Origin of the sequence: Paenibacillus sp. FSL K6-1558, assembly GCF_038002565.1 — a bacterium.
Lineage (GTDB): Bacteria > Bacillota > Bacilli > Paenibacillales > Paenibacillaceae > Paenibacillus > Paenibacillus polysaccharolyticus.
In genome coordinates this window covers 1,045,717-1,067,705 of the sequence record NZ_JBBOCV010000001.1, presented here as the reverse complement: position 1 = coordinate 1,067,705, position 21,989 = coordinate 1,045,717, and the positions used below count along the sequence as shown (strand labels likewise).

The 21,989-nt window shown below is 42.4% G+C and carries 2 protein-coding genes; both read left to right on the top strand.

The window, feature by feature from the left end; all coding sequences use genetic code 11:
- The first annotated feature begins 162 nt into the window (after positions 1-162).
- The gene (locus MHI38_RS04400; RefSeq protein ID WP_154890505.1) at positions 163-12,126 is read left to right on the top strand and encodes a non-ribosomal peptide synthetase; all 11,964 of its coding nucleotides are present in this window, start codon (positions 163-165) and stop codon (positions 12,124-12,126) included.
- A gap of 37 nt (positions 12,127-12,163) precedes the next feature.
- Positions 12,164-21,985, top strand: a complete 9,822-nt coding sequence (locus MHI38_RS04395) for a non-ribosomal peptide synthetase (protein WP_261769341.1) — start codon at positions 12,164-12,166, stop codon at positions 21,983-21,985.
- The last annotated feature ends 4 nt before the right edge of the window (positions 21,986-21,989 follow it).

The window sequence follows — 21,989 nt, the reverse complement described above, 5'->3', positions numbered from 1 at the left end:
TCATGTAAGCGTGAAAAGATGTTCCTGTTTAAAAACTACATTTTACCAAATAGTAACAATAATTTTCTTGAAAATACATATATTTCTATGGTAAAATTTTGCAGTAAATATGTGTAACTAATTAGATAAGTTACATAGAGATGATTCATTTGGAGGAGAGATATGTATACCAGTCGATTTCAAACACTCGTAGACGTTATTCGCGACAGAAGTAAAATAACAGACCGAGGGATTCGTTTTATTGATTCTGATAAAATGGAAACTTTGATGTCCTATCATCAATTATTTAACGAAGCCAAAGGTTATTTGGGATATCTACAAGAAATCGGCATAAAACCAGGGCAGGAGATTATTTTTCAGATTCAAGAAAACAAACGATTTATTGTCGCATTTTGGGCTTGTATATTGGGTGGAATGATACCTATACCTGTAAGTATTGGTGAAGATCACGAACAAAATATGAAAGTATACCGTATTTGGGATTTGCTGAAGGACCCTTTCATGATTGCATCTGAGAAAGTGCTGGATAAAATGAAAAAATTTGCTTTAGAGCATGAAATGTCAGATTTTCATCATCAGCTGGAGAAGAGAGCCGAAATAATACATGACCAGGTATATAAGTATGATGTTGTTAGATATAACGAGCCCAAGCCGGAAGACCTGGCATTTATTCAATTTTCGTCTGGATCAACCGGTGATCCCAAAGGTGTTATGCTCACTCATCGAAATCTGATATACAATGCGTGTGCTGCAATCAATAGTACAAAAATCAGCTCGGATGATCGTTTCCTCTCTTGGATGCCGCTCACCCATGATATGGGTTTGATCGGATTCCACCTCGTTCCATTCGTGGCAGGTATTCATCAATATCTGATCCCCACGGAGTTATTTATTCGAAAGCCAATTCTATGGATGAAAAAAGTCAATCAACATAGAGCCACTATACTGTCCTCTCCTAACTTTGGTTACAAGTATTTTTTGAATTTTTTCCGTGAAGACAAGGCCGATGGATGGGATCTGTCATGTGTCAGAGTCATCTATAATGGTGCCGAACCTATATTACCAGAGGTTTGCCAAGAGTTTCTGAATGTATTATCAGCCTATCAGTTGAAGAAAACGGCTATGTTTACCGTGTATGGATTAGCAGAGGCATCCGTGGCAGTCTGCTTTCCTCCAATAGAGAAAGAATTTGCTGCGGTATATGTGCACCGCGATCATCTGAATTTTGGTGAGCATGTCATTGAAGTCGAGAAGGATGCAGAGCATGTGGCATCGTTTGCTGTCGTTGGTCGGGCTGTGGACTATTGTCATGTCCGAATATGTGATGCGGACATGAATCCCGTTCCAGATTATGTTATCGGCAGGATACAAATCCAGGGAGATAACGTCACTCAAGGATACTACAACAATCCGATGGCAACAGAGAACGTATTTACTCGTGATGGTTGGGTAATTACAGGGGATTTAGGTTTCACTATGAACGGCAATCTTGTGGTCACTGGACGAGAGAAAGACATTATCTTCATGAATGGTAAAAATATATATCCTCATGACATCGAGCGTGTAGCTATTCAATTGCACGAGATTGAACTCGGCAGAATTGCCGCTTGCGGTGTGTACGATTCGAATAGTCAGAGTGAAGAAATTATTGTTTTTGTCGTTTATAAAAAAAAGATCGAACACTTTCTGCCACTCGTAAAAGACATTAAAAAGCATTTATATATCCATGGAGGATGGAGCGTCAAGGAAGTACTGCCTATTAAAAAATTACCGAAAACAACGAGTGGAAAAATTCAGCGCTATCAGTTAGCCAAGCAATACGAAGCTGGAAAGTTTTCAACAGAATCTGCACTTATCCAAGAAGCACTTATGAAGGATGCAGGAAAAGAAATGGAAACTGTTTCTGTACAAGTCCTGGAACGGGAACTGATATCCCTATTTTCTGAAGTTTTGGTGGGGAAGAGGATTAAAGTTGAGGACAGCTATTTCGATATGGGTGCAACTTCATTGCAGCTGGCCCAGATCGCTGAACGTATCGAAGAGAAATATGGAGAAGAGTTAGCCGTTACGGATCTCTTTACCTATCCATCAATAACGGATTTAGCAGGATATTTGGCTGGAAGTCGCAGTGAAAATAAAAGAGCTTATCCCGCTCGGGAACATGAGTCATCATCAAATGATATCGCCATCATCGGTATGTCTATGAATTTTCCTGGAGCATCAAATGCAAGTGATTTTTGGCGTGTCATGGAAGAGGGAAAGCACTGCATTCAGGATTATCCTGAGCATCGGATACAAGACGCAGCGGATTATATTCAGTCAATTCGAAGTGAAACGGATCAACTGGAATGGATCAAAGGCGGTTATTTAGATCAAATCGATCAATTTGATTATTCATTCTTTGGATTAACCCCGAGAACTGCCCAATTTATGGACCCAAATCAAAGAATATTTTTGCAAACGGCATGGCATACGATCGAAGACGCGGGGTATGCAGGTACAGGGATTAATGGAAGTCATGTTGGCGTGTATGTGGGTTATTCCAAAGTTGGCTATGATTATGAACGACTTATCACGGCAAGTTATCCTTCGGAGATCAAACACTATATTATTGGAAATTTACCATCTGTACTGGCAAGTAGAATCGCATACTTTTTAAATTTGAAAGGTCCGGCACTAACAATTGATACAGCTTGTTCTTCCTCACTTGTTGCGGTTCATATGGCATGTAAAGGTTTGCTTGCAGGAGATTGTGAGATGGCTATTGCAGGAGGAATTCGAACCGCCTTGTTACCGATCAGTATCGGACTGGATATGGAATCTCCAGATGCATTGACAAGGACATTTAGCGAAGATGCGAACGGTACAGGCTTTGGTGAAGGTGCTGGAGCGGTTATGTTGAAGCCATTGCAACAAGCCATGCAGGACGGCGACCATATCTATGGCGTAATCAAAGGAAGTGCGATTAATCAAGATGGTAGAACGGTTGGTATTACAGCTCCTAATCCCGAGTCACAGACGAATGTCATTGAACAGGCGTGGAGAGAGGCTGGAATCTCTCCAGATACAATGCATTTTATAGAAGCACATGGAACAGGCACCAAATTGGGTGATCCCGTTGAATTTAATGCTTTACGTAAAGCTTTTGAAAAATATACGGATCGAAAACAATTTTGTGCGATCGGTTCCGCTAAAACCAACATAGGACATAGCTTTGAAGCAGCCGGTATCGCCGGATTAATTAAATCTGTTCTCATGTTACAACATAGGACGATTCCACCGTTGGTTCACTTTAACAAGCCTAATCCGGCACTGAAATTTGAAACTTCTCCTTTTTATGTGAATCAGGAATTGATGGCTTTGACTGACGAAGATCGACCTTTACGATGCGGGGTCAGCTCGTTTGGCTTCAGCGGCACAAACGCGCATGTGGTTCTTGAAGAATATGTTCCATCACAGACAATACAACAAACTTCGGACCAAGAGCCTCACCTATTTGTGTTATCTGTACTTAATGAACGGGCACTGAATGACCTGATCAAAATGTATATCCAGTATATAGAAGAGCACAGCAACGTTAGCATTCAACAAATCTGTTACACAGCAAGTAGGGGAAGGGCTAGTCTGGATTATCGGATTGCTGTCGTTGTAAAGAGTGCACAGGAACTGTATGGGAAATTGAAACAAATCGCACAAGGAGAAAACAAGATTTCCGATGTTTATTTTGGTTATGCCAAAAAAGACAGGGCAATCGCTTCCGAACATCTCTATGCATTGACAAAGGCAGAATCATTACGTTCATTCGGTGAGTTATTTACACAAGGGGCAATGATCGATTGGGAGAGGCTGTATGAAGGCGAGACCATCCCTAAAATTCCATTACCTTTATATCCATTTGAGCAGAAAAGGTGTTGGATCGAAGTTAAACAACCGGTATCTGCAAAACATAAGGTAGAAAGGAATGGGGTTTCAATGGAGGAAAAAACAAACGACGTGCAATTGAAAATTAAGACAAGCATCAGTCGCGCATCCGGTTTGAAACTGGCAGAACTAGATGAACATGCCCATTTTCTTCAGATGGGACTGGACTCCATCATTCTTGTGCAAATCAAGAAAGAGATATTAGACGAGTTTGACCTGGATATTCCGATGGAGATGTTTTTTGAGAATCTTACGAATATCCATTCCTTAGTGCAATATGTGTCAGAGAATACAAAAGGTTTTGATATGTCTGCACAGTTAGATGATGCGCCAGAACAGGAACATTCCGAACAACAACATCTTGCATCGGTGCCTCATACAAATCCGGCCAGATCATTAGCGAATTCAGACCAAATTGTGATGTCTGCCATTCAGCTGATGGAATCCCAATTAAAAAGCTTGAATTTGCTATTGGGTGAGCAAACAGCTGCTCAAGTGAATCATTCACAAATGAAACATCCTAAACACGATGAACTCAATGAAGTTAATGAACTTAATGAAGTTAAAAAGGTCAGAGAAATGCCTAATATGAAAGCAAACATTGAAAACAGTAAGGGGATTCGAACGGAAAGTGTTACATCTAATCTCGATTCCAAGGAAATCAAGCCGTTTATACCCTATCAATCACTGAAAATTCAAGAAGAAAGTCCATTCTCTGATTTGCAGAACCAATATATTGAACAATTTATAGCCAAGTATACTGCTAAAACCAAAGGCTCTAAGCTAAAAACAGACCTAACCCGTTATGTACATGCCAACAATCGTAATGTTGCTGGATTTCGTTCTTATTGGAAAGAAATGGTGTATCCCATCATTGCTGCACGTGCTGCTGGGTCAAAGTTATGGGATGTAGACGGGAACGAATATTTGGATTTGACGATGGGGTTTGGTGTAAATTTATTTGGTCATAATCCATCCTTTATTCAAAATATTATGGCTGAGAGCATTCAAGAACAGATGCCCCCATTAGGCCCTATGTCTGATCTGGCAGGAGATGTTGCAGCGAAAATTTCAGAGCTGACAGGTGTAGAGCGTGTCGCATTTTATAATTCAGGGACTGAAGCTGTCATGGTTGCGCTGCGTTTGGCAAGAGCAGTAACGGGACGTTCCAAAGTTGTATTATTTTCCGGATCATATCATGGTACACATGACGGCGTACTTGGAGTAGCGAATCCCGAAGAAGTTTTATCTTCTGCATTGCCCATGGCTCCTGGAATTGTGCAAAGTTCTATGGAAGATTTGATCATTCTGAATTATAACCATCCGCAAACCCTTGAACTGATTCGTCATATGGGTGATGAATTGGCTGCTGTGCTTGTTGAGCCAGTACAGAGTCGAAGACCTGATCTGCAACCAACGCCTTTTTTACATGAACTTAGAGAGATTACTACGCAATCCGGTACTGCACTTATTTTTGATGAAGTCATAACTGGATTTAGGATCGGGTTGGGAGGAGCACAGGAATGGTTTGGAGTTCAGGCGGATTTGGTTACCTATGGAAAAGTGGTTGGCGGCGGGCTGCCAATTGGCATCGTTGCGGGCAAAGCTGAATTTATGAATGCTGTAGACGGAGGCATCTGGAATTTTGGTGATTCTTCCTTTCCTTCCGACGCAGACAAAAAAACCTTTGTTGGTGGAACATTCTGTACCCACCCGCTTACTATGCGAGTAACGCTAGCTGTACTGCAGCACCTTCAATCCGAAGCAGGAGCTGTGTACAAAGAATTAAATGATAGAACAGATTATCTTGTTAATGAATTAAATGAGTTTTTTAAAACATCGAATGTGCCTATGCAGATGGTGAACTTTGGATCACTGTTTAGATTTATTTCCTTTGGAGATATGGAGTTGTTTTTCTACCATCTAATCCATAAAGGTTTATATATTTGGGAAGGACGTAACTGCTTTATATCTACAGTTCATTCCATGGATGACATGAATACAATCATTAAGATTGTGAAAGAGACGATCAGTGAATTGCGGGAACTGGGCTTTATTCCTAGTGCTTCACCTGTTATGGAAGTTCCGCTGTCCTTGGAGCAAAAACAATTATTACTAACTACACTACACGGTGAAGATGCAAATGCGGCATTAAATCAGAGTGTTATTTTGAAAATGAAGGGCCAGATGAATCGGTCCGCTCTGGAACAGGCTGTGAATCATATTGTACAGCGTCATGAAGCTCTGCGAACGGTTATTCATGAGGATCATGAGACACAACAAATCAGGGAAGTAATGGAATTTCACTGCACATGGCTGGATTTCTCCGTGTACGTTGGAGAGAAGCAAGAGCAGGAACTATCCGCTTGGTTATCTACCGACGCAAATGAAGCATTCAATCTGCAATCCGGGGAACCTTTGTTTCGAATTACGTTGCTTAAACAGGCAGCGGATCAACATGTTATGGTGCTTACCTTTCATCATATTATTGCAGATGGCTGGTCGATTGCTTTATTTATTCAAGAAATGGAACAGATTTATTCTTCTCTTATTCGAGGAACTCCAGTTCAATTGCCAGAAGCCACTCCATTTCGTGAGTATTTAACTTGGCAACGGCTTGAACAGGGCAGAGGTGCGTATGACCAAGGGATTCAGTTCTGGCAAAAGCAATTTTCCTTATCCTATCCGAATGCGGTTCTACCAACGGCACAGTCCGTTGAAGTGCAAAAGGGATATTCCGGCGCACGATACTCCATGAAACTGGATCATTCCTTAACAGCTTCCTTGCGAACATTGAGTATAAGTAATAAAAACAGTTTGTTTGTCACGATGTTTGCCGCATTTCATTTATATTTGCATCGGCTCACAGGGCAATCTCAGCTTGTGATTGGAGTGCCTACGGCAGGACAGTCTCATATGAGGAAAAATGCTTTGATGGGCAACTGCGTCAATATTGTACCTGTTCATCATAGCTTGTTAACGGAGCAGACTGTTGCGGACCATATTGTTCAGCTTAAGGAGAGGCTCGCTATTGTAATGGAACATCAGCATGTTCCATTAACGCTTGTATCCGAGCAGCTTGCCCCTACGAGAACACCGGAGACCCGCATTTTATTTAATATGGATCGAACGTTTCATCACCTGCAATTCGATCATATTGAAACGAAGCTTGTGTCGTATCCGATCAAACATATTTCATATGATTTATTTCTCAATATCACGGATGTAAGCCATGAACTTCATCTAGATTTTGATTACAATACCGATCTGATTGGATATGAGATCATGAAATTGTGGTCTGAAGGGTTTATAGGATTACTGCAACATATGGTCAGTCGCCCTGAAGCTGAGATTTCGTCGTTGACACTATTTACAGATCAACAACAGGTACAATTAGACGATATGTACAATCAGTTTAAAACGGAACGTGCTGTTAGCATTAGGCGTACTGCCGAGTTTGCGTATCCGGTCAATGATATTGAACGAAAACTGGCGCGGATTTGGGAGGACGTGTTGTCTATAGATCAAGTGGGCAGAAATGATCACTTCTTTGATCTCGGAGGTAACTCTCTCCAGGCGACAGTGATGCTCTCCAAAGTCCATCAGCAGTTTGCACAACATATTTCGATCGTTCAATTATTCAAGAATAGACATCTGAAGGAGCTCGCCAGCCTGATTACAGACGAGAACGTAAGTCCACTCGTTCCGATTAGACCACTGGAGGCCAAAGAACTTTACGAGACTTCTCCTGCACAACAACGAATCTATTTTCTGGATCAATTCGAGCCCAATAGTGTGTTCCAGAATATGTGCGGTCATCTGACCGTTAGAGGAAACATAGATGAAGCTAGATTAATTGATGCATTAGAACAAATCGTGCAGCGTCACGAAGCTTTTCGCACCAGTTTTCATCTGGTTGAAGGAGAACTTTATCAAGCCATTGCCCCTTCTATTGATTTTCAAGTGAAACGCTCAGAGCATAGCTATGACTCATTTGAACAGCATATCAAGGCGTTTACCAAACCATTTAATTGCGCCCAAGCGCCGTTAATACGTGCGGAATTCATTCGTGTTAACGATGATCATGCAGAAATTCTCATTGAGATGCATCATATTGTATCCGACGGGTATTCCGTTGGTATTCTAGCGAATGAACTTATCGATGCGTATGACGGAAGAAACATGCCGGAAATCAAGGTTGAATACAAGGACTTTGTTGCTTGGCAGAAAGACTACATGACAGGTGAAAACTACAGGCAGCAGGAGAAATATTGGCTGGATCAATTCAGTGGGGAGATACCGAGTCTGAATCTGCCTACCGATTTTGTTCGAACACCCTATGTGACTTCGGCTGGTTCAAGACTGTCCTTTGTTCTGGATCACCACTTGAAGGATTCTCTGAACAGTTTTGCCAAACAGACAGGTGCCACATTGTTTATGGTGTTGTTAGCCGCTTACAATGTGCTACTTCATCGGTATACGTCTCAAGAGGACATTATTGTAGGGACGCCAACCTCAGGAAGAAATCATCCAGATGTCGAGCATATTGTAGGTGTCTTTATTCAGACGGTGGCGATTCGCACACAGCCTAAGGCAAATAAGTCGTTCCGATCCTATCTCGAGGAGATCAAAATTCAATCCCTTGATGCATTGAACAACCAAGACTATCTATTTGACCATCTTGTTGAAAAATTAAACGTACATCGCGAGTCGACAGGAACAGCATTATTTAATACCATGTATATTTTTCAAAATACAGAGTTAAACCAAAGGCAGGAAAAAGATTGCATTTTTAAAGTGAGAGAGAGCAACGTTGGCGTATCATTATACGATCTAATGTTCATCGTTGAAGATGATCACGAGTGTCTGGAGATGCACTTTAATTACAAGACAGATCTATTTGAACGGAATACCATCGACCGAATGAAGACACATCTGCTGAATATTCTTAGAGACATCGTGATCGAACCGGATGTTGTATTGTCGGATATTCAAATGCTGTCTAGGCAGGAGCAGTACGTTCTATTACATGATTTTAATGATAGTGCAATCGACTATTGCCGGGATCAGACCCTTCAGGAACGCTTCGAGGCACAGGTAGAACGATCACCTGACCAATTAGCTGTTCGTTATGGTAATCAGCAGCAATTAACATTTCGTCAATTGAACGAACGGGCGAACCAGCTGGCATATACGCTAAGAGCCGAAGGAGTATGCGCGAATCAACTCGTAGGCCTTATGACAGACCGTTCCATTGATATGATTGTTGGCATCTTGGGCATTATCAAAGCGGGCGGGGCATATGTACCGCTTGACCCGAATTCTCCTGAAGAGCGTATCCAGCATATCTTGCGTGATTCAGGAGCGATGGTGTTGGTCACACAAGAACATCTGAAACAAAGGGTCATTTTCGATGGAAAAGTTATGGATTTAAACGATGAAAAAAGCTACGCACCTAATCTGTCCAACTTAGAACGGGTAGGCGACTCCAGCCAGCTGGCCTATGTAATCTATACTTCCGGTACAACGGGGATGCCAAAAGGCGTCATGATCGAACATCGTCAGGTTCAACATTTAGTTACCTCGCTGTACAACCAGGTTATGAAAGAAACACATAACGGTATGCATGTTGCATTACTAGCTCCTTACTATTTCGATGCATCGGTCAAACAGATTTTTGGCGCGCTGCTGTCAGGGCATGCCTTGTTTGTTGTAGACAAGGAAACGGTTGGGGATGGACAAGAGCTAATGAATTATTACAAGCGGTATGAAATTGAGGTAACCGACGGTACACCCGCTCACTTGAAATTACTTGCCAGGGCAAGAGACGTTCACGGAAGTTCTTTAAAATATATGCTCATTGGCGGAGAGGCTCTTTCTCAGCAAAGTGTAGCTGAATTACTTGCTTTATTTTCACTCCACCATTCGACGCCAACCATAATTAACGTTTACGGTCCGACTGAATGCTGTGTCGATGCTGCGACATATCATGTTGTTCCGGAGGAGTTGGATACAGAAAACAGAAAAAATCATCTACCGATTGGCCGAACATTAGGCAATAACCGTCTGTATGTATTGAACAATCATGAAAAGGTACAGCCTGTGGGTGTTGTCGGGGAATTGTGCATTTCAGGTGACGGAGTAGGCAGAGGATATTTGAACTTGCCTGAACTGACAGCAGAAAAATTCGTGCGCGATCCCTTCGTCCAAGGCGCGACGATGTATAAGACGGGAGATCTGGTGAGATGGCTGCCTGATGGCAATGTCGAGTATTTGGGGCGAATCGACCATCAAATTAAGATTCGAGGCTATCGAATTGAAGTGGGCGAAGTTGAAGCAGCATTATTACTTGTAGCGGGTGTGAAAGAAGTCATCGTGATTGCACATGAGGATGAGAACGGAGACAAATCTCTTTGTGCCTACTTTACGGCGGACTCCGAAAAGACCGTTGGAGAGTTGAAACAAAATCTTGCTACTCTGCTGCCCAATTATATGGTTCCAGCCTACTTTATACAGCTCGATAATATGCCTTTGACCTCCAATGGAAAAATTAATCGACGTTTACTCCCTCCTCCACTAGAAAACATACAAACGGGAAGTGAATATATCGAAGCCCGGACATCCTTGGAAAAAACGTTACTACCCATCTGGAAGGACGTACTTGGTATAGATCAAATCAGCATCAGAGACAGTTTCTTTGATGTAGGAGGCAACTCTTTACGCGCGACAAAGCTGGCGTACAAAATCAATCAAAACCTGAGTGTTCGTATCTCAGTCAGAAACGTATTTGAATGGCAGACGATAGAACAAATGGCCCAGTACATTAATCAGATGGAGCAGCAGGTTAACCAATCTATTGCACAAGCGACGGAAAAAGAATATTATCCTATTTCTTCTGCACAAATGAGAATGTACATTATGAGCATGAAAGCCGGTGAGGAGCTCACCTACAACATGTCAGGCCTGTTTATGCTGGAAGGAGCGCTTGATCGGACACGATTGGACGCAGCTTTTCAGCAGTTGGTAGATCGTCATGAATCGCTCCGGACTGCTTTCAAAGTCATCCACGGAGAACCCAAACAAATCATATATCCTGAAGTGAAGTTTGTCATTGAATCCATTCAGGCGGTGGAAGAAGAGGTGGAAGACCAGGTAGAGCAATTTGTTCGTGCCTTCGATCTGGGACAAGCACCGCTTATGAGAGCAGGGCTGATTAAACTTCGACAGGATTGCCATGTGCTGTTAGTGGATCTGCACCATATTATTGCAGATGGGCTATCCGTGCAGATTTTAATGACCGAACTCGGTCAGTTCTATCGCGGAGAAAAGTTATCCCCTCTTCGGATTCAATACAAGGACTATGCGGAATGGCAGCAATTCCAACTTCACAGTGATTGGATGAAAAAGCAGGAGCAGTATTGGCTCGAGATATTCAGTGAAAAGATTCCACTATTGGAATTGCCGATAGATTATGAAAGACCTGAATCGCCGCGTTATGAGGGAGATTTATTGGATATCGATGTGAACGAAGAGCTGGTCATAAGCTTGAGAAAATTGGAAACTCAGACAGGAGCAACGTTATACATGATCCTGCTCGCGGCGTATACCATTTTATTGTCTAAATATAGTGGACAAGAGGATATTATCGTGGGTATGCCGATTGCGGGAAGAACACATGCGGAGCTGGAGCCGGTGATGGGCATGTTCGTGAATACACTAGCTGTTCGAAATCAGCCTGCGGCAGATAAAACATTTGCAGCATATCTGCTGGAAGTCAAAGAACATATGCTGAACGCTTATGAGAATCAGGATTATCCGTTTGAGGAATTAATCAAAAAAGTTGATCTAAACAAGGATGCACGGCGGAATCCGTTGTTTGACACCATGCTTGTATTACAAAATACAGGTCCATCAGAGATTCACATGGATGGCATCACCTGTAAGCCTTATGCTCCAAATAATCGCGTATCCAAGTTTGATTTAACGCTGTATGTCACTGAGTCGGATCACCAATTCGATGCCGCTTTTGAATATAGCACGATTTTGTTTGATAAAACAACGATTGAAGCCATGTCACAAAATTTACTGCTGATTCTGACAACGATATGCCGCGAGCCTCATATAGAAATCAATGAGATCCAATTGGCTGACGAATACACGAATGAGGATACACTGACCAATCTGATCGAGATGGATTTTTTCTAAAATGAACTGTAAATATAAATAGTGATCGGGGTGCCGTATGTCTATATTTAAGAAACAAGAAATGTATTGGGCAAGCCGATTTGAAGAAGAAGATGTTCTTGTTCATTTGCCTTATTGCAAGATAGATTTCAAACACCCACACGATACTAACCGACAAAATTATATGTATAAGCCATTGTCAGTCGAAGTATCTAATAAAATCAAATCTATCTCTAGAAACAATCCCATGGCCATGTACACGATATTATTATCCGGAGTTCAGTGTCTTTTATATAAATACACCCATGAAACCCAAATCATTATGGGCATGAGAGCGATGGAAGAGAAGAACAGTGACCTGGCGCTCTCCAATAAGGTTCTCCTCTTAAAAAATAATATCGATCATACGATGTCTTTTAAGTCCATATTTAATCAAATGAAGGTCAGTTTCAGTGAGGCTGTTCAACATCAACGAATCTCTTTCCGAAAAATGGTTGAAGGTTTAAGCATTGACTACGATTTGAATCATGCACCAATGATTCATACATTGGTTTCATTAGGGAAAGCTCAAACGGTTTCTGATGAAAATAACGTAAGAGCAGCCACGTTATTTCACTTTGACCTGGAGAACGGGATTGTTCAATTGAAATTAACCTATGACGCAGAGCGTTATGATCGAGATTATATGGTTCAAGCCGCAGAGCATCTCGATCAATTGTTCGCTATCTTATTGAACCAGCCCGATCTGGAGTTAAATCGCGTCGAACTATTGTCCGTTTCCGAGCGGAACAAACTGTTGTTTGATTTTAACGATACAAAAGTGGTTTATCCACAGCATAAGTTAATGCATCAATTATTCGAAGAACAGGTGGAGCGGACGCCGGATCATCCTGCAGTCGTATTTAAGAGCAGTGTATTAACCTACAGAGAATTAAATCAACAGTCCAATCAATTGGCTCGCACACTTCAAGCAAAGGGATTGCAGCCAGGGCAATTTGTTGCAATTATGGCAGAACGATCGCTGGAAATGATTGTGGGATTATTGGGTATTCTGAAAGCTGGGGGGGCATACGTTCCCATTGATCCGGAATATCCGGCAGATCGTATCCAGTTTATCCTTAAGGACTCAAATGCGGCTTGGTTGCTTCATCACAGTCACATCCAAATACCTGGATCATATGAGGGTACGTCTGTTTTTCTCGAAGATGATGCCCATCGCAGCAACAGCCATTCGAATCTGGAGTATTCGGTCAGTGACAGTGACCTGGCATATATGATCTACACGTCAGGAACAACGGGCAACCCCAAAGGTGTCATGATTGAACACGCCAACATTGTAAATTCCCTGCAATGGAAAGCGGACTTTTATCATTTTAGCGGAAACGACCGGGTGTTAATGCTGAATCCCTTTGTGTTTGATTCGTTCATTACTCACTTTTTTGGCCCGATCATCTCTGGAGCAACCGTATACGTATTGAACGGGCAGCAGTGTAAAGATGCGGTAGCCATCAATTCGATGATCAAAACACAGGCCATTACGCATATTCAAAGCCCGCCGAGTTTCTTGATGACTCTTTTGGAACAAGCGCAAGCTGCGGATTGGGCTTCGATGAAAAATGTAGTCGCAGCGGGAGAGAAAATCGTACCTTCCTTAATACATCGATTGAAACATATTAATCCACGGATCGAAGTATGTAACGAGTATGGCCCGACTGAAAATAGTGTGGTATCTACCGTACTTCCGATTAACTCGACGGAGCAATATATCTCGATCGGAAAGCCAATTGCGAACAATAGAGTCTACATTTTAAGTGAACGCCGTGAATTGCAGCCTGTTGGAGTACAGGGAGAATTATGTGTTGCGGGAGCGGGAATTGCCAGAGGTTACTTGAATCGTCCTGACCTGACGTCAGAGAAGTTTGTCGATGATCCGTTTGTACCTGGAGCGAAGATGTACAAGACGGGTGACTTTGCAAGATGGCTGCCCGATGGAAATATCGAATATATCGGAAGAATGGACCATCAAGAGAAAATTCGTGGATACCGGATTGAACTTGGTGAAGTGGAGGGTGCCCTTTTAAAAATAAACCGGATTCAAGAGGCTATCGTGATCGCTATTGAAGATGAGGCGGGAACAAAGCAATTATGTGGCTATTTCGTAGGAGCCGAAGCAATGACCATTGCGGAGCTACGGGAAGAGTTAGCTTGGCATTTGCCAAGCTACATGATTCCATCCTATTTTGTACAGCTGGATCAGATGCCGCTTACGTCCAATGGAAAGGTGGATCGCAAAGCACTGCCTTCTCCCAAAGAACATATGCTGAAGGGAATGCAATACGAAGCGCCGCGTACCATCATGGAACAACAGCTAGTATCTATCTGGGAAAGTGTGCTGGGGGTACAAAACATCGGACTCCGGGATAATTTTTTCGAGCTGGGCGGGGATTCGATTAAATCCATTCAAGTATCGTCGAGGTTATATCAGGACGGTTATCAGGTACAGATGGAACAGCTGTTTAAGAACCCAACCATTGCAAGCTTGATTCCGCATGTTCAGCCCGTAAGCATTAAATCAGAACAGGGAACCGTTTCGGGCAAAGTGTTATTGACGCCTATCCAACATTGGTTTTTTGAGCAGTACAAGGTGGATCCCCATCACTATAATCAGTCCATTATGCTATATCGGCAAGAAGGTTTTCACGAGGCCGCTCTGCGCCAGGTGTTCGATAAAATGATTGAGCATCATGATGCACTACGCATGGAGTATCATTACAACGAACAAGGTTATGAACCGTGGAATCAAGAGCTGGACTCACCAAAATCATTCTATACGTTTGAAACGATGGATTTTACGTCGTTAGCAGATCCATCTCATTCAATCGAGAAGAAAGCCAATGAACTGCAACGGTTGCTCAGCTTGGAGCGCGGCCCTTTGATGAGGTTGTGTTTATTTCAATGCGCAGACGGTGATCATCTATTGATTGTGATCCATCATTTGGTGATCGACGGGGTTTCATGGCGAATTCTGATTGAAGATATATCAAAGAGCTATGAACAATTCATGCTTGAAAAACCGATGCAGCTACCACAGAAAACGGCATCGTTTCAATTATGGGCGGAGCAGCTTCAGTTGTATGCGGACAGCGAAGTTATGAAACAGGAATTGGACTACTGGAGAGAAATGGAACAAACCTCCTTTACGCCATTACCGACCGATTTCAGAACGAACGATGCCCTGGAAAAAGACAGCGAAGAACTAACGCTGGAATGGACGCCAGCGGAAACAGAACAGCTATTGAAACATGCAAATCGTGCGTATAATACGGAGATTACCGATCTTCTGCTTACTGCATTAGGTATGTCTATTTATCAATGGACGGGCAGTGATCAAATTCTTGTGAATCTAGAGGGACATGGCAGAGAATCGATTATTCCGGATCTTGATATTACACGAACGGTCGGATGGTTTACAAGCCAATACCCTGTTTTGCTTAACATGAAAGAACATTCCAATCTATCTCTGCTCATTAGAACCAACAAAGAGGTCCTTCGCAATATCCCTAAAAAAGGGATTGGATACGGGATTTTAAGATATTTAAGCACACATCGGAAAGAGACTCCATTTACCTTGAATCCTGAAATTAGCTTCAACTATTTGGGACAATTCGATCAGGACCTCCAACATAGCGGGATGCAAATGTCTCCTTATTCCGGTGGAGCCGCAGCAAGCGAGAATCATAGAAGAAATGTCCTTATCGATGTTAATGCTTTGATTATGGATGGCAAATTGTCCTTGTCCTTGAAGTTCAGCCGTACACAATATCATAAAGAAACGATGGGGCGAGTGGGGGCCTATTTCAAGAACCATATGCGAGAATTAACCAAGCATTGCTTAAGCAAAGAGAAGCCGGAATTAACACCAAGTGATCTATCCTTGAAAGGCATGACCATTGAAGAGCTAGAAGGTCTGGTTCGCGAAATTGAACTCATTGGTGAAGTTGAAGACATATATGCGCTGTCTCCGATGCAAAATGGAATGTTATTTCATGGTTTACTGCATTCGAATTCTGAAGCTTATGTGCTTCAAACGACACTGGATCTTCATGGATTGTTAGACGTGAAAGCATTTGCGAAAAGTTTGGATCAACTGATCGAGCGGAATTCGATTCTCAGAACGAATTTTCATAGCCAATGGAAACACGGTCCCCTGCAAGTGGTTTACCGTCATAAACCAAACGGGATTCTATATGAAGATTTGCGAGAAATGAAGGAAGAAGATCGTGACGCATATGTGGCAGCTTATATTCGAAAAGATAAACATAAAGGTTTTGATTTGTCCAAGGATGTGTTGATGCGGATATCGATTTTGCAGACGGATGATCAAACTTATCGTTTCATTTGGAATTATCATCATATTTTAATGGATGGCTGGTGTCTTTCACTTGTGATCCAGGAGCTGTTCGATGGTTATTTTGCAATTCTGGAACGACGGCAAGGTGAACAACAAACAGCTTCGCCTTACAAACACTATATTGAATGGCTAGATAGACAGGATCATAAAGCATCACTGAAATACTGGAATGACTACTTGGAAGGCTATGAGGAGCAGACCGCTTTGCCAAAAGAGCACAGCATTCGGAAAAGCAACGAATATCATTCCGAAAATCTAATTTTTCCACTGAGTCGGGAATTAACTGAACGCATCACACAGGTTGCAAGTCAGAATCAGGTAACCCTGAACACGCTAATGCAGACGGCTTGGGGAATGTTGTTGCAGAAATACAATAACAGTAAGGATGTCGTATTTGGAAGTGTGGTATCCGGCAGACCCGCAGGGATCGCTGGTGTTGAACGTATGATCGGCCTATTCATTAATACGATCCCTGTGCGAATTCAATCGCAAGGAAACGAAACATTCGCGGGGATGATGAAACGGATCCAGGAGCAAGCTGTCGCTTCGCATCCGCATGAAACGTATCCATTATACGAGATTCAAGCGGAAACCAGGCAAAAGCAAAATTTGATCGATCACATTCTCGTGTTTGAGAATTATCCGGTCCAAGGCATCACGGAACAGTTTGGGGATCAAGAGCAGACAGCTCTTCGCATTACGAATGTAGAAGCAGACGAACAAACCAATTATGATTTTAACTTAATTATCAAACCGGACCAAGAAATGAAATGCATGTTCTACTACAATGCCAATGTCTATGATCGGGGAAGCATAGAACAGATCCAAGGACACTTCATTCAACTTTTAGAGCAGGTCGTCCTGAATCCATATATCTCCATCGATGATATAGACCCGATGACAGCACAGGAGAAAGTGCATATATTGCAATCTTTTAATGACTCGAAGGCCACATATCCGATGGACCAAACGATTCATGGACTGTTTGAAGAACAGGTGGAACAAACGCCTGAACACATCGCGGTTGTGTTCGAAGGTCAACAGCTCACCTATCAGGAACTGAACAGAAAAGCCAATCAATTGGCAAGAACTCTGCATGCTAGAGGGATTCAAAAAGAGCAGTTAATTGGAATTATCGCTGAGCGATCGTTAGACATGGTGGTGGGAATGCTTGCGATTCTAAAAGCTGGCGGTGCGTATGTACCGATTGATCCTGATTATCCAGAGGAACGTGTGAATTATATGCTCGAAGATTCGGGTGTGCATATATTGCTGCTGCAGCGGCATATACAGGAGCGTATCTCTTTTACAGGAGAACGCATCTACCTTGATCAGTTATACGATTATGAAGATGATTCCAACTTGGGAGTAACGGTGTGCCCAACAGGGCTGGCCTACGTAATCTATACTTCGGGAACAACAGGGAGACCCAAAGGCACATGCATTGAACATAAAAATGTGGTTCGATTATTGTTTAACAGTCAAAATAGATTTGATTTTCAATCATCAGATACATGGACGCTGTTCCACTCTTTTTGCTTTGATTTTTCCGTATGGGAAATGTACGGTGCTTTGCTCTATGGAGGCAAACTGGTTATCGTCCCCCAAATGACAGCTAGAAGCCCGCAGCAATTTTTACAATTGTTAAGAGATGAGCGAGTAACCATTTTGAATCAAACGCCAACGTATTTCTACCATCTCCTTCAGGAGGAGTTAACAAGTAATGGAGAAAGATTGAATGTTAGAAAAGTGATTTTTGGAGGGGAAGCACTCAATCCGGCTTTACTAAAAAACTGGCGAGAGAAATATCCATCTATTCAGTTAATCAATATGTATGGCATAACGGAAACAACCGTTCATGTAACCTATAAGGAAATTACTGAAATTGAGATACAGGCGGGTAGGAGCAACATCGGTAAACCGATCCCGACACTGCAGACCTATATATTGAACACGCATCAACAGCTGCAGCCGATTGGGGTTCCGGGAGAGTTATATGTTGCGGGAGAGGGACTGGCCAGGGGATATCTGAATCGACCTGAGTTGACAGCAGAGAAATTCGTAGAACATGCCTGGATTACTGAAGGAAAGATGTACCGAACTGGAGATGCTGCCAGATGGCTGGCAGATGGAAATATTGAATATTTGGGACGAATCGATCAGCAGGTGAAAATTCGAGGTTATCGAATTGAACTGGGAGAAGTGGAGACCGCTATTTTAAAAATAGAAACGGTCCAAGAAGCGGTTGTAATCGCCCATGAACAGGAGGACGGATCCAAGCAATTATGTGCTTATTGGAAAGGCAACAGTGCATTGTCAGCCAAGGAGATTAGATCAGCATTAGCTCATGAAATCCCGGATTACATGATTCCGTCTTATTTTGTTCATGTAGATCATATTCCGTTAACTTCCAATGGTAAAGTTGACCGGAAGGCATTACCTTTACCACAAAAAAATGTAGATCAGATAGCCGAATATGAGGCACCGCAGAGCCCAGTGGAACAAGCGATTATCTCTGCCTGGGAAGCCGTGCTTGGTGTTCAGAGAATCGGCAGATCAGATCATTTCTTTGAGCTTGGGGGAGACTCGATCAAATGTATTCAAGTGGCATCACGATTGCTTCAGTCAGGCTATAAAGTGGAAATGAAGCATTTTTTCACCTATCCGGTCGTATCCGAATTAAGTGAACACGTCACCTCTGTGAACACTCATTATGATCAAGGGGAAGTAACAGGGGAAGTCTTACTGACACCTGTTCAGCGTTGGTTCTTTGATAAAAACATGGTGGATGCACATCATTACAACCAGGAAATGATGTTCTTCCGTAAAGATGGTTTCGATATCGGCTTCATTCACAGCATGTTGAAGAAAATGGTCAAGCAGCATGATGCACTTCGCATCGTTTATCGTCAGGTACCAGAAGGTGGATATGAAGCGTGGAACCGCGGAGCTGAAGAAGACGGATTATACAGTTTGGATATCTTCAATCTGACGAATGTAACGGATCCGGCACCTTTGGTTGAAATAAAAGCAAAAGAAATCCAGAGCAGCTTGGACCTGGCTCACGGCCCATTGATTAAACTTGGCTTGTTTCAATGCGCTGAAGGGGATCATTTGCTCATTGCCATTCATCATCTGGTGATTGATGGAGTGTCATGGCGTATTTTGTATGAAGATATTCAAACAGGGCTTGATCAGTTCCACAGAGGGGAAGAAATCTGCCTGCCTCAAAAAACGACTTCGTATAAACAATGGGCAGAAGAGTTATCTGCCTTTGCTGTTCAGCCTGTGATGAAGCAGGAATATGCATACTGGTGTTCTGTGGATCAAGTCGAGCGAACTCCGTTGCCTAAAGATATGGATTGTAAAGAAAGCATTGGAAAAGACAGCGAAACGATTACCTTGCATTGGACGGCAGAGGAAACGGAGCTGTTATTAAAGCAGACCCATCGTGCGTACAATACGGAGATTAACGACATTTTGCTAACGGCTTTGGGAATGGCAGTTCATGATTGGACAGGCATGGATAAAGTGGTCGTGAACCTGGAAGGGCACGGCAGGGAGGATATTCTTCCAGAGCTGGATATTACGCGTACCGTGGGATGGTTTACGAGCATGTATCCAGTCATGATTAGGATGGAAGCGGGAGCTGACATATCTAAAAGAATCAAGTCTGTCAAGGAAGGACTGCGCCAGGTCCCGAGTAAAGGGATCGGTTACGGGATCTTAAGGTATTTGTCAGCATGGACTGAAGGAGACAAATTAGAGCGAAATCCCGAAATCAGTTTTAATTATATGGGTCAAATAAACCAGAATTCGGACCAGGCTGGTATTCAGTTTTCAACGTATTCCAGTGGACCTTCCGTCAGTGAAAATAACAAGAGACCGTTTGTGCTTAATATCAACAGCATCGTTGTAGAGGGGAAATTGGCACTGACTATCAATTATAGTCAAAAGCAATATCAACGAGAAACGATGGAGCAACTGGCCTATTCTTATAAGGATAACCTTCGTAAAATAATCGAGCATTGCACCATTAAAGAACAAAGGGAGCTCACCCCAAGTGATCTTTCACTTAAGGGATTGACGATAAATCAATGGGATCAGATAGTCGAATATACCCGAAGTATCGGTCAAATTGTGAATGTGTATCCACTTACCCCTTTGCAAAAGGAAATGCTGTACGAGAGCGAGCGGAATCCTGTTTCGGGTGCGTACTTTGTACAAATCTTGTTTGATATGGCCGGGAATTTGGATGTGACCTCTTTTGCACAAAGCCTGGATCAAATCATGCAAAGGCATAGCATATTAAGAACTAATTTTTACACGGGAATGCTGGACATTCCTCTTCAAATTGTGTATGAGCAGAAGAAATTTGAATTTAAAGTTGAGGATATAACAGGCAAAAGCGAAATGCAGCGTAAAGAGTATATCGATCAATACATCAAGCAGGATCAGGCTTTGGGATTTGACTTGCAAAAAGACTCGTTAATCCGGATGTCTGTTATACGAACAGCCCTAGAAAATTATCATGTCATTTGGAGTTTTCATCATATTTTGATGGATGGCTGGTGTATGTCTCTGATCAGTAAAGAGATTTTCGAGAATTATTTTGCGATCCGGGAAAATCGAAAACCTGAAATGAGCCTGTTAACACCCTATAGTGAATTCATTGAATGGTTGGAGCAGCAGAACAATGAAGGAGCGATAACCTATTGGAGTCGTTACCTAGAAGGTTATGAGGGACAAACCAGATTACCTGGAGGGAAAACTAAACCGCACTATGAAAGACAGGATTCCAGAACGCTAAACTGTCATTTGGATGAGGAACTGGTTCAGAGAATGAAACAAATTGCTGAGCAACAACAGGTGACGGTGCATACATTTATGCAAACCGCGTGGGGCGTATTACTGCAACAATATAATGAAAGTAAAGATGTCGTATTTGGCAGTGTTGTATCGGGCAGACCAGCAGTTATTCCTGGGATTGAAAGCATGATTGGACTATTTATCAATGCTATTCCTGTTCGTATTCGGGCTGAGGGTGAAGAACCCTTTATCACACTGATGAAAAGGACCCAAGTACAAGCTGTGGATTCACATGCTTATGATACGTACTCGTTATATGATATTCAAAATTTGACTAAACAAAAACAAGCCTTGATTAACCATGTAGTCGTGTATCAAAATTTTCCGGTACAGGATCGGCTGGAGGATTTGGGCAAAATAGGTGAAGTGCCGCTTGAAATCACGAATGTTGGGGGAACGGAACACAATAGTTTCGATTTTACTTTAATTATTAAACCCCATGAGCAAATGAAAATCATATTAATGTTCAATGCTAAGATATATGACATCGCTACGGTTGAACAGATTCAAAAACACTTTGTTTCTATCATTCAACAAGTGGTGCTGAACCCCGAGGTTCATATCAATGATCTAGACTTGATTACATCGGAAAGTTATTAATGTA

Excerpts from the sequence above, each read along its gene's own strand:
- MHI38_RS04400 (WP_154890505.1), top strand. The coding sequence starts at position 163 with ATGTATACCAGTCGATTTCAAACACTCGTAGACGTTATTCGCGACAGA.
- MHI38_RS04395 (WP_261769341.1), top strand. The coding sequence starts at position 12,164 with ATGTCTATATTTAAGAAACAAGAAATGTATTGGGCAAGCCGATTTGAA.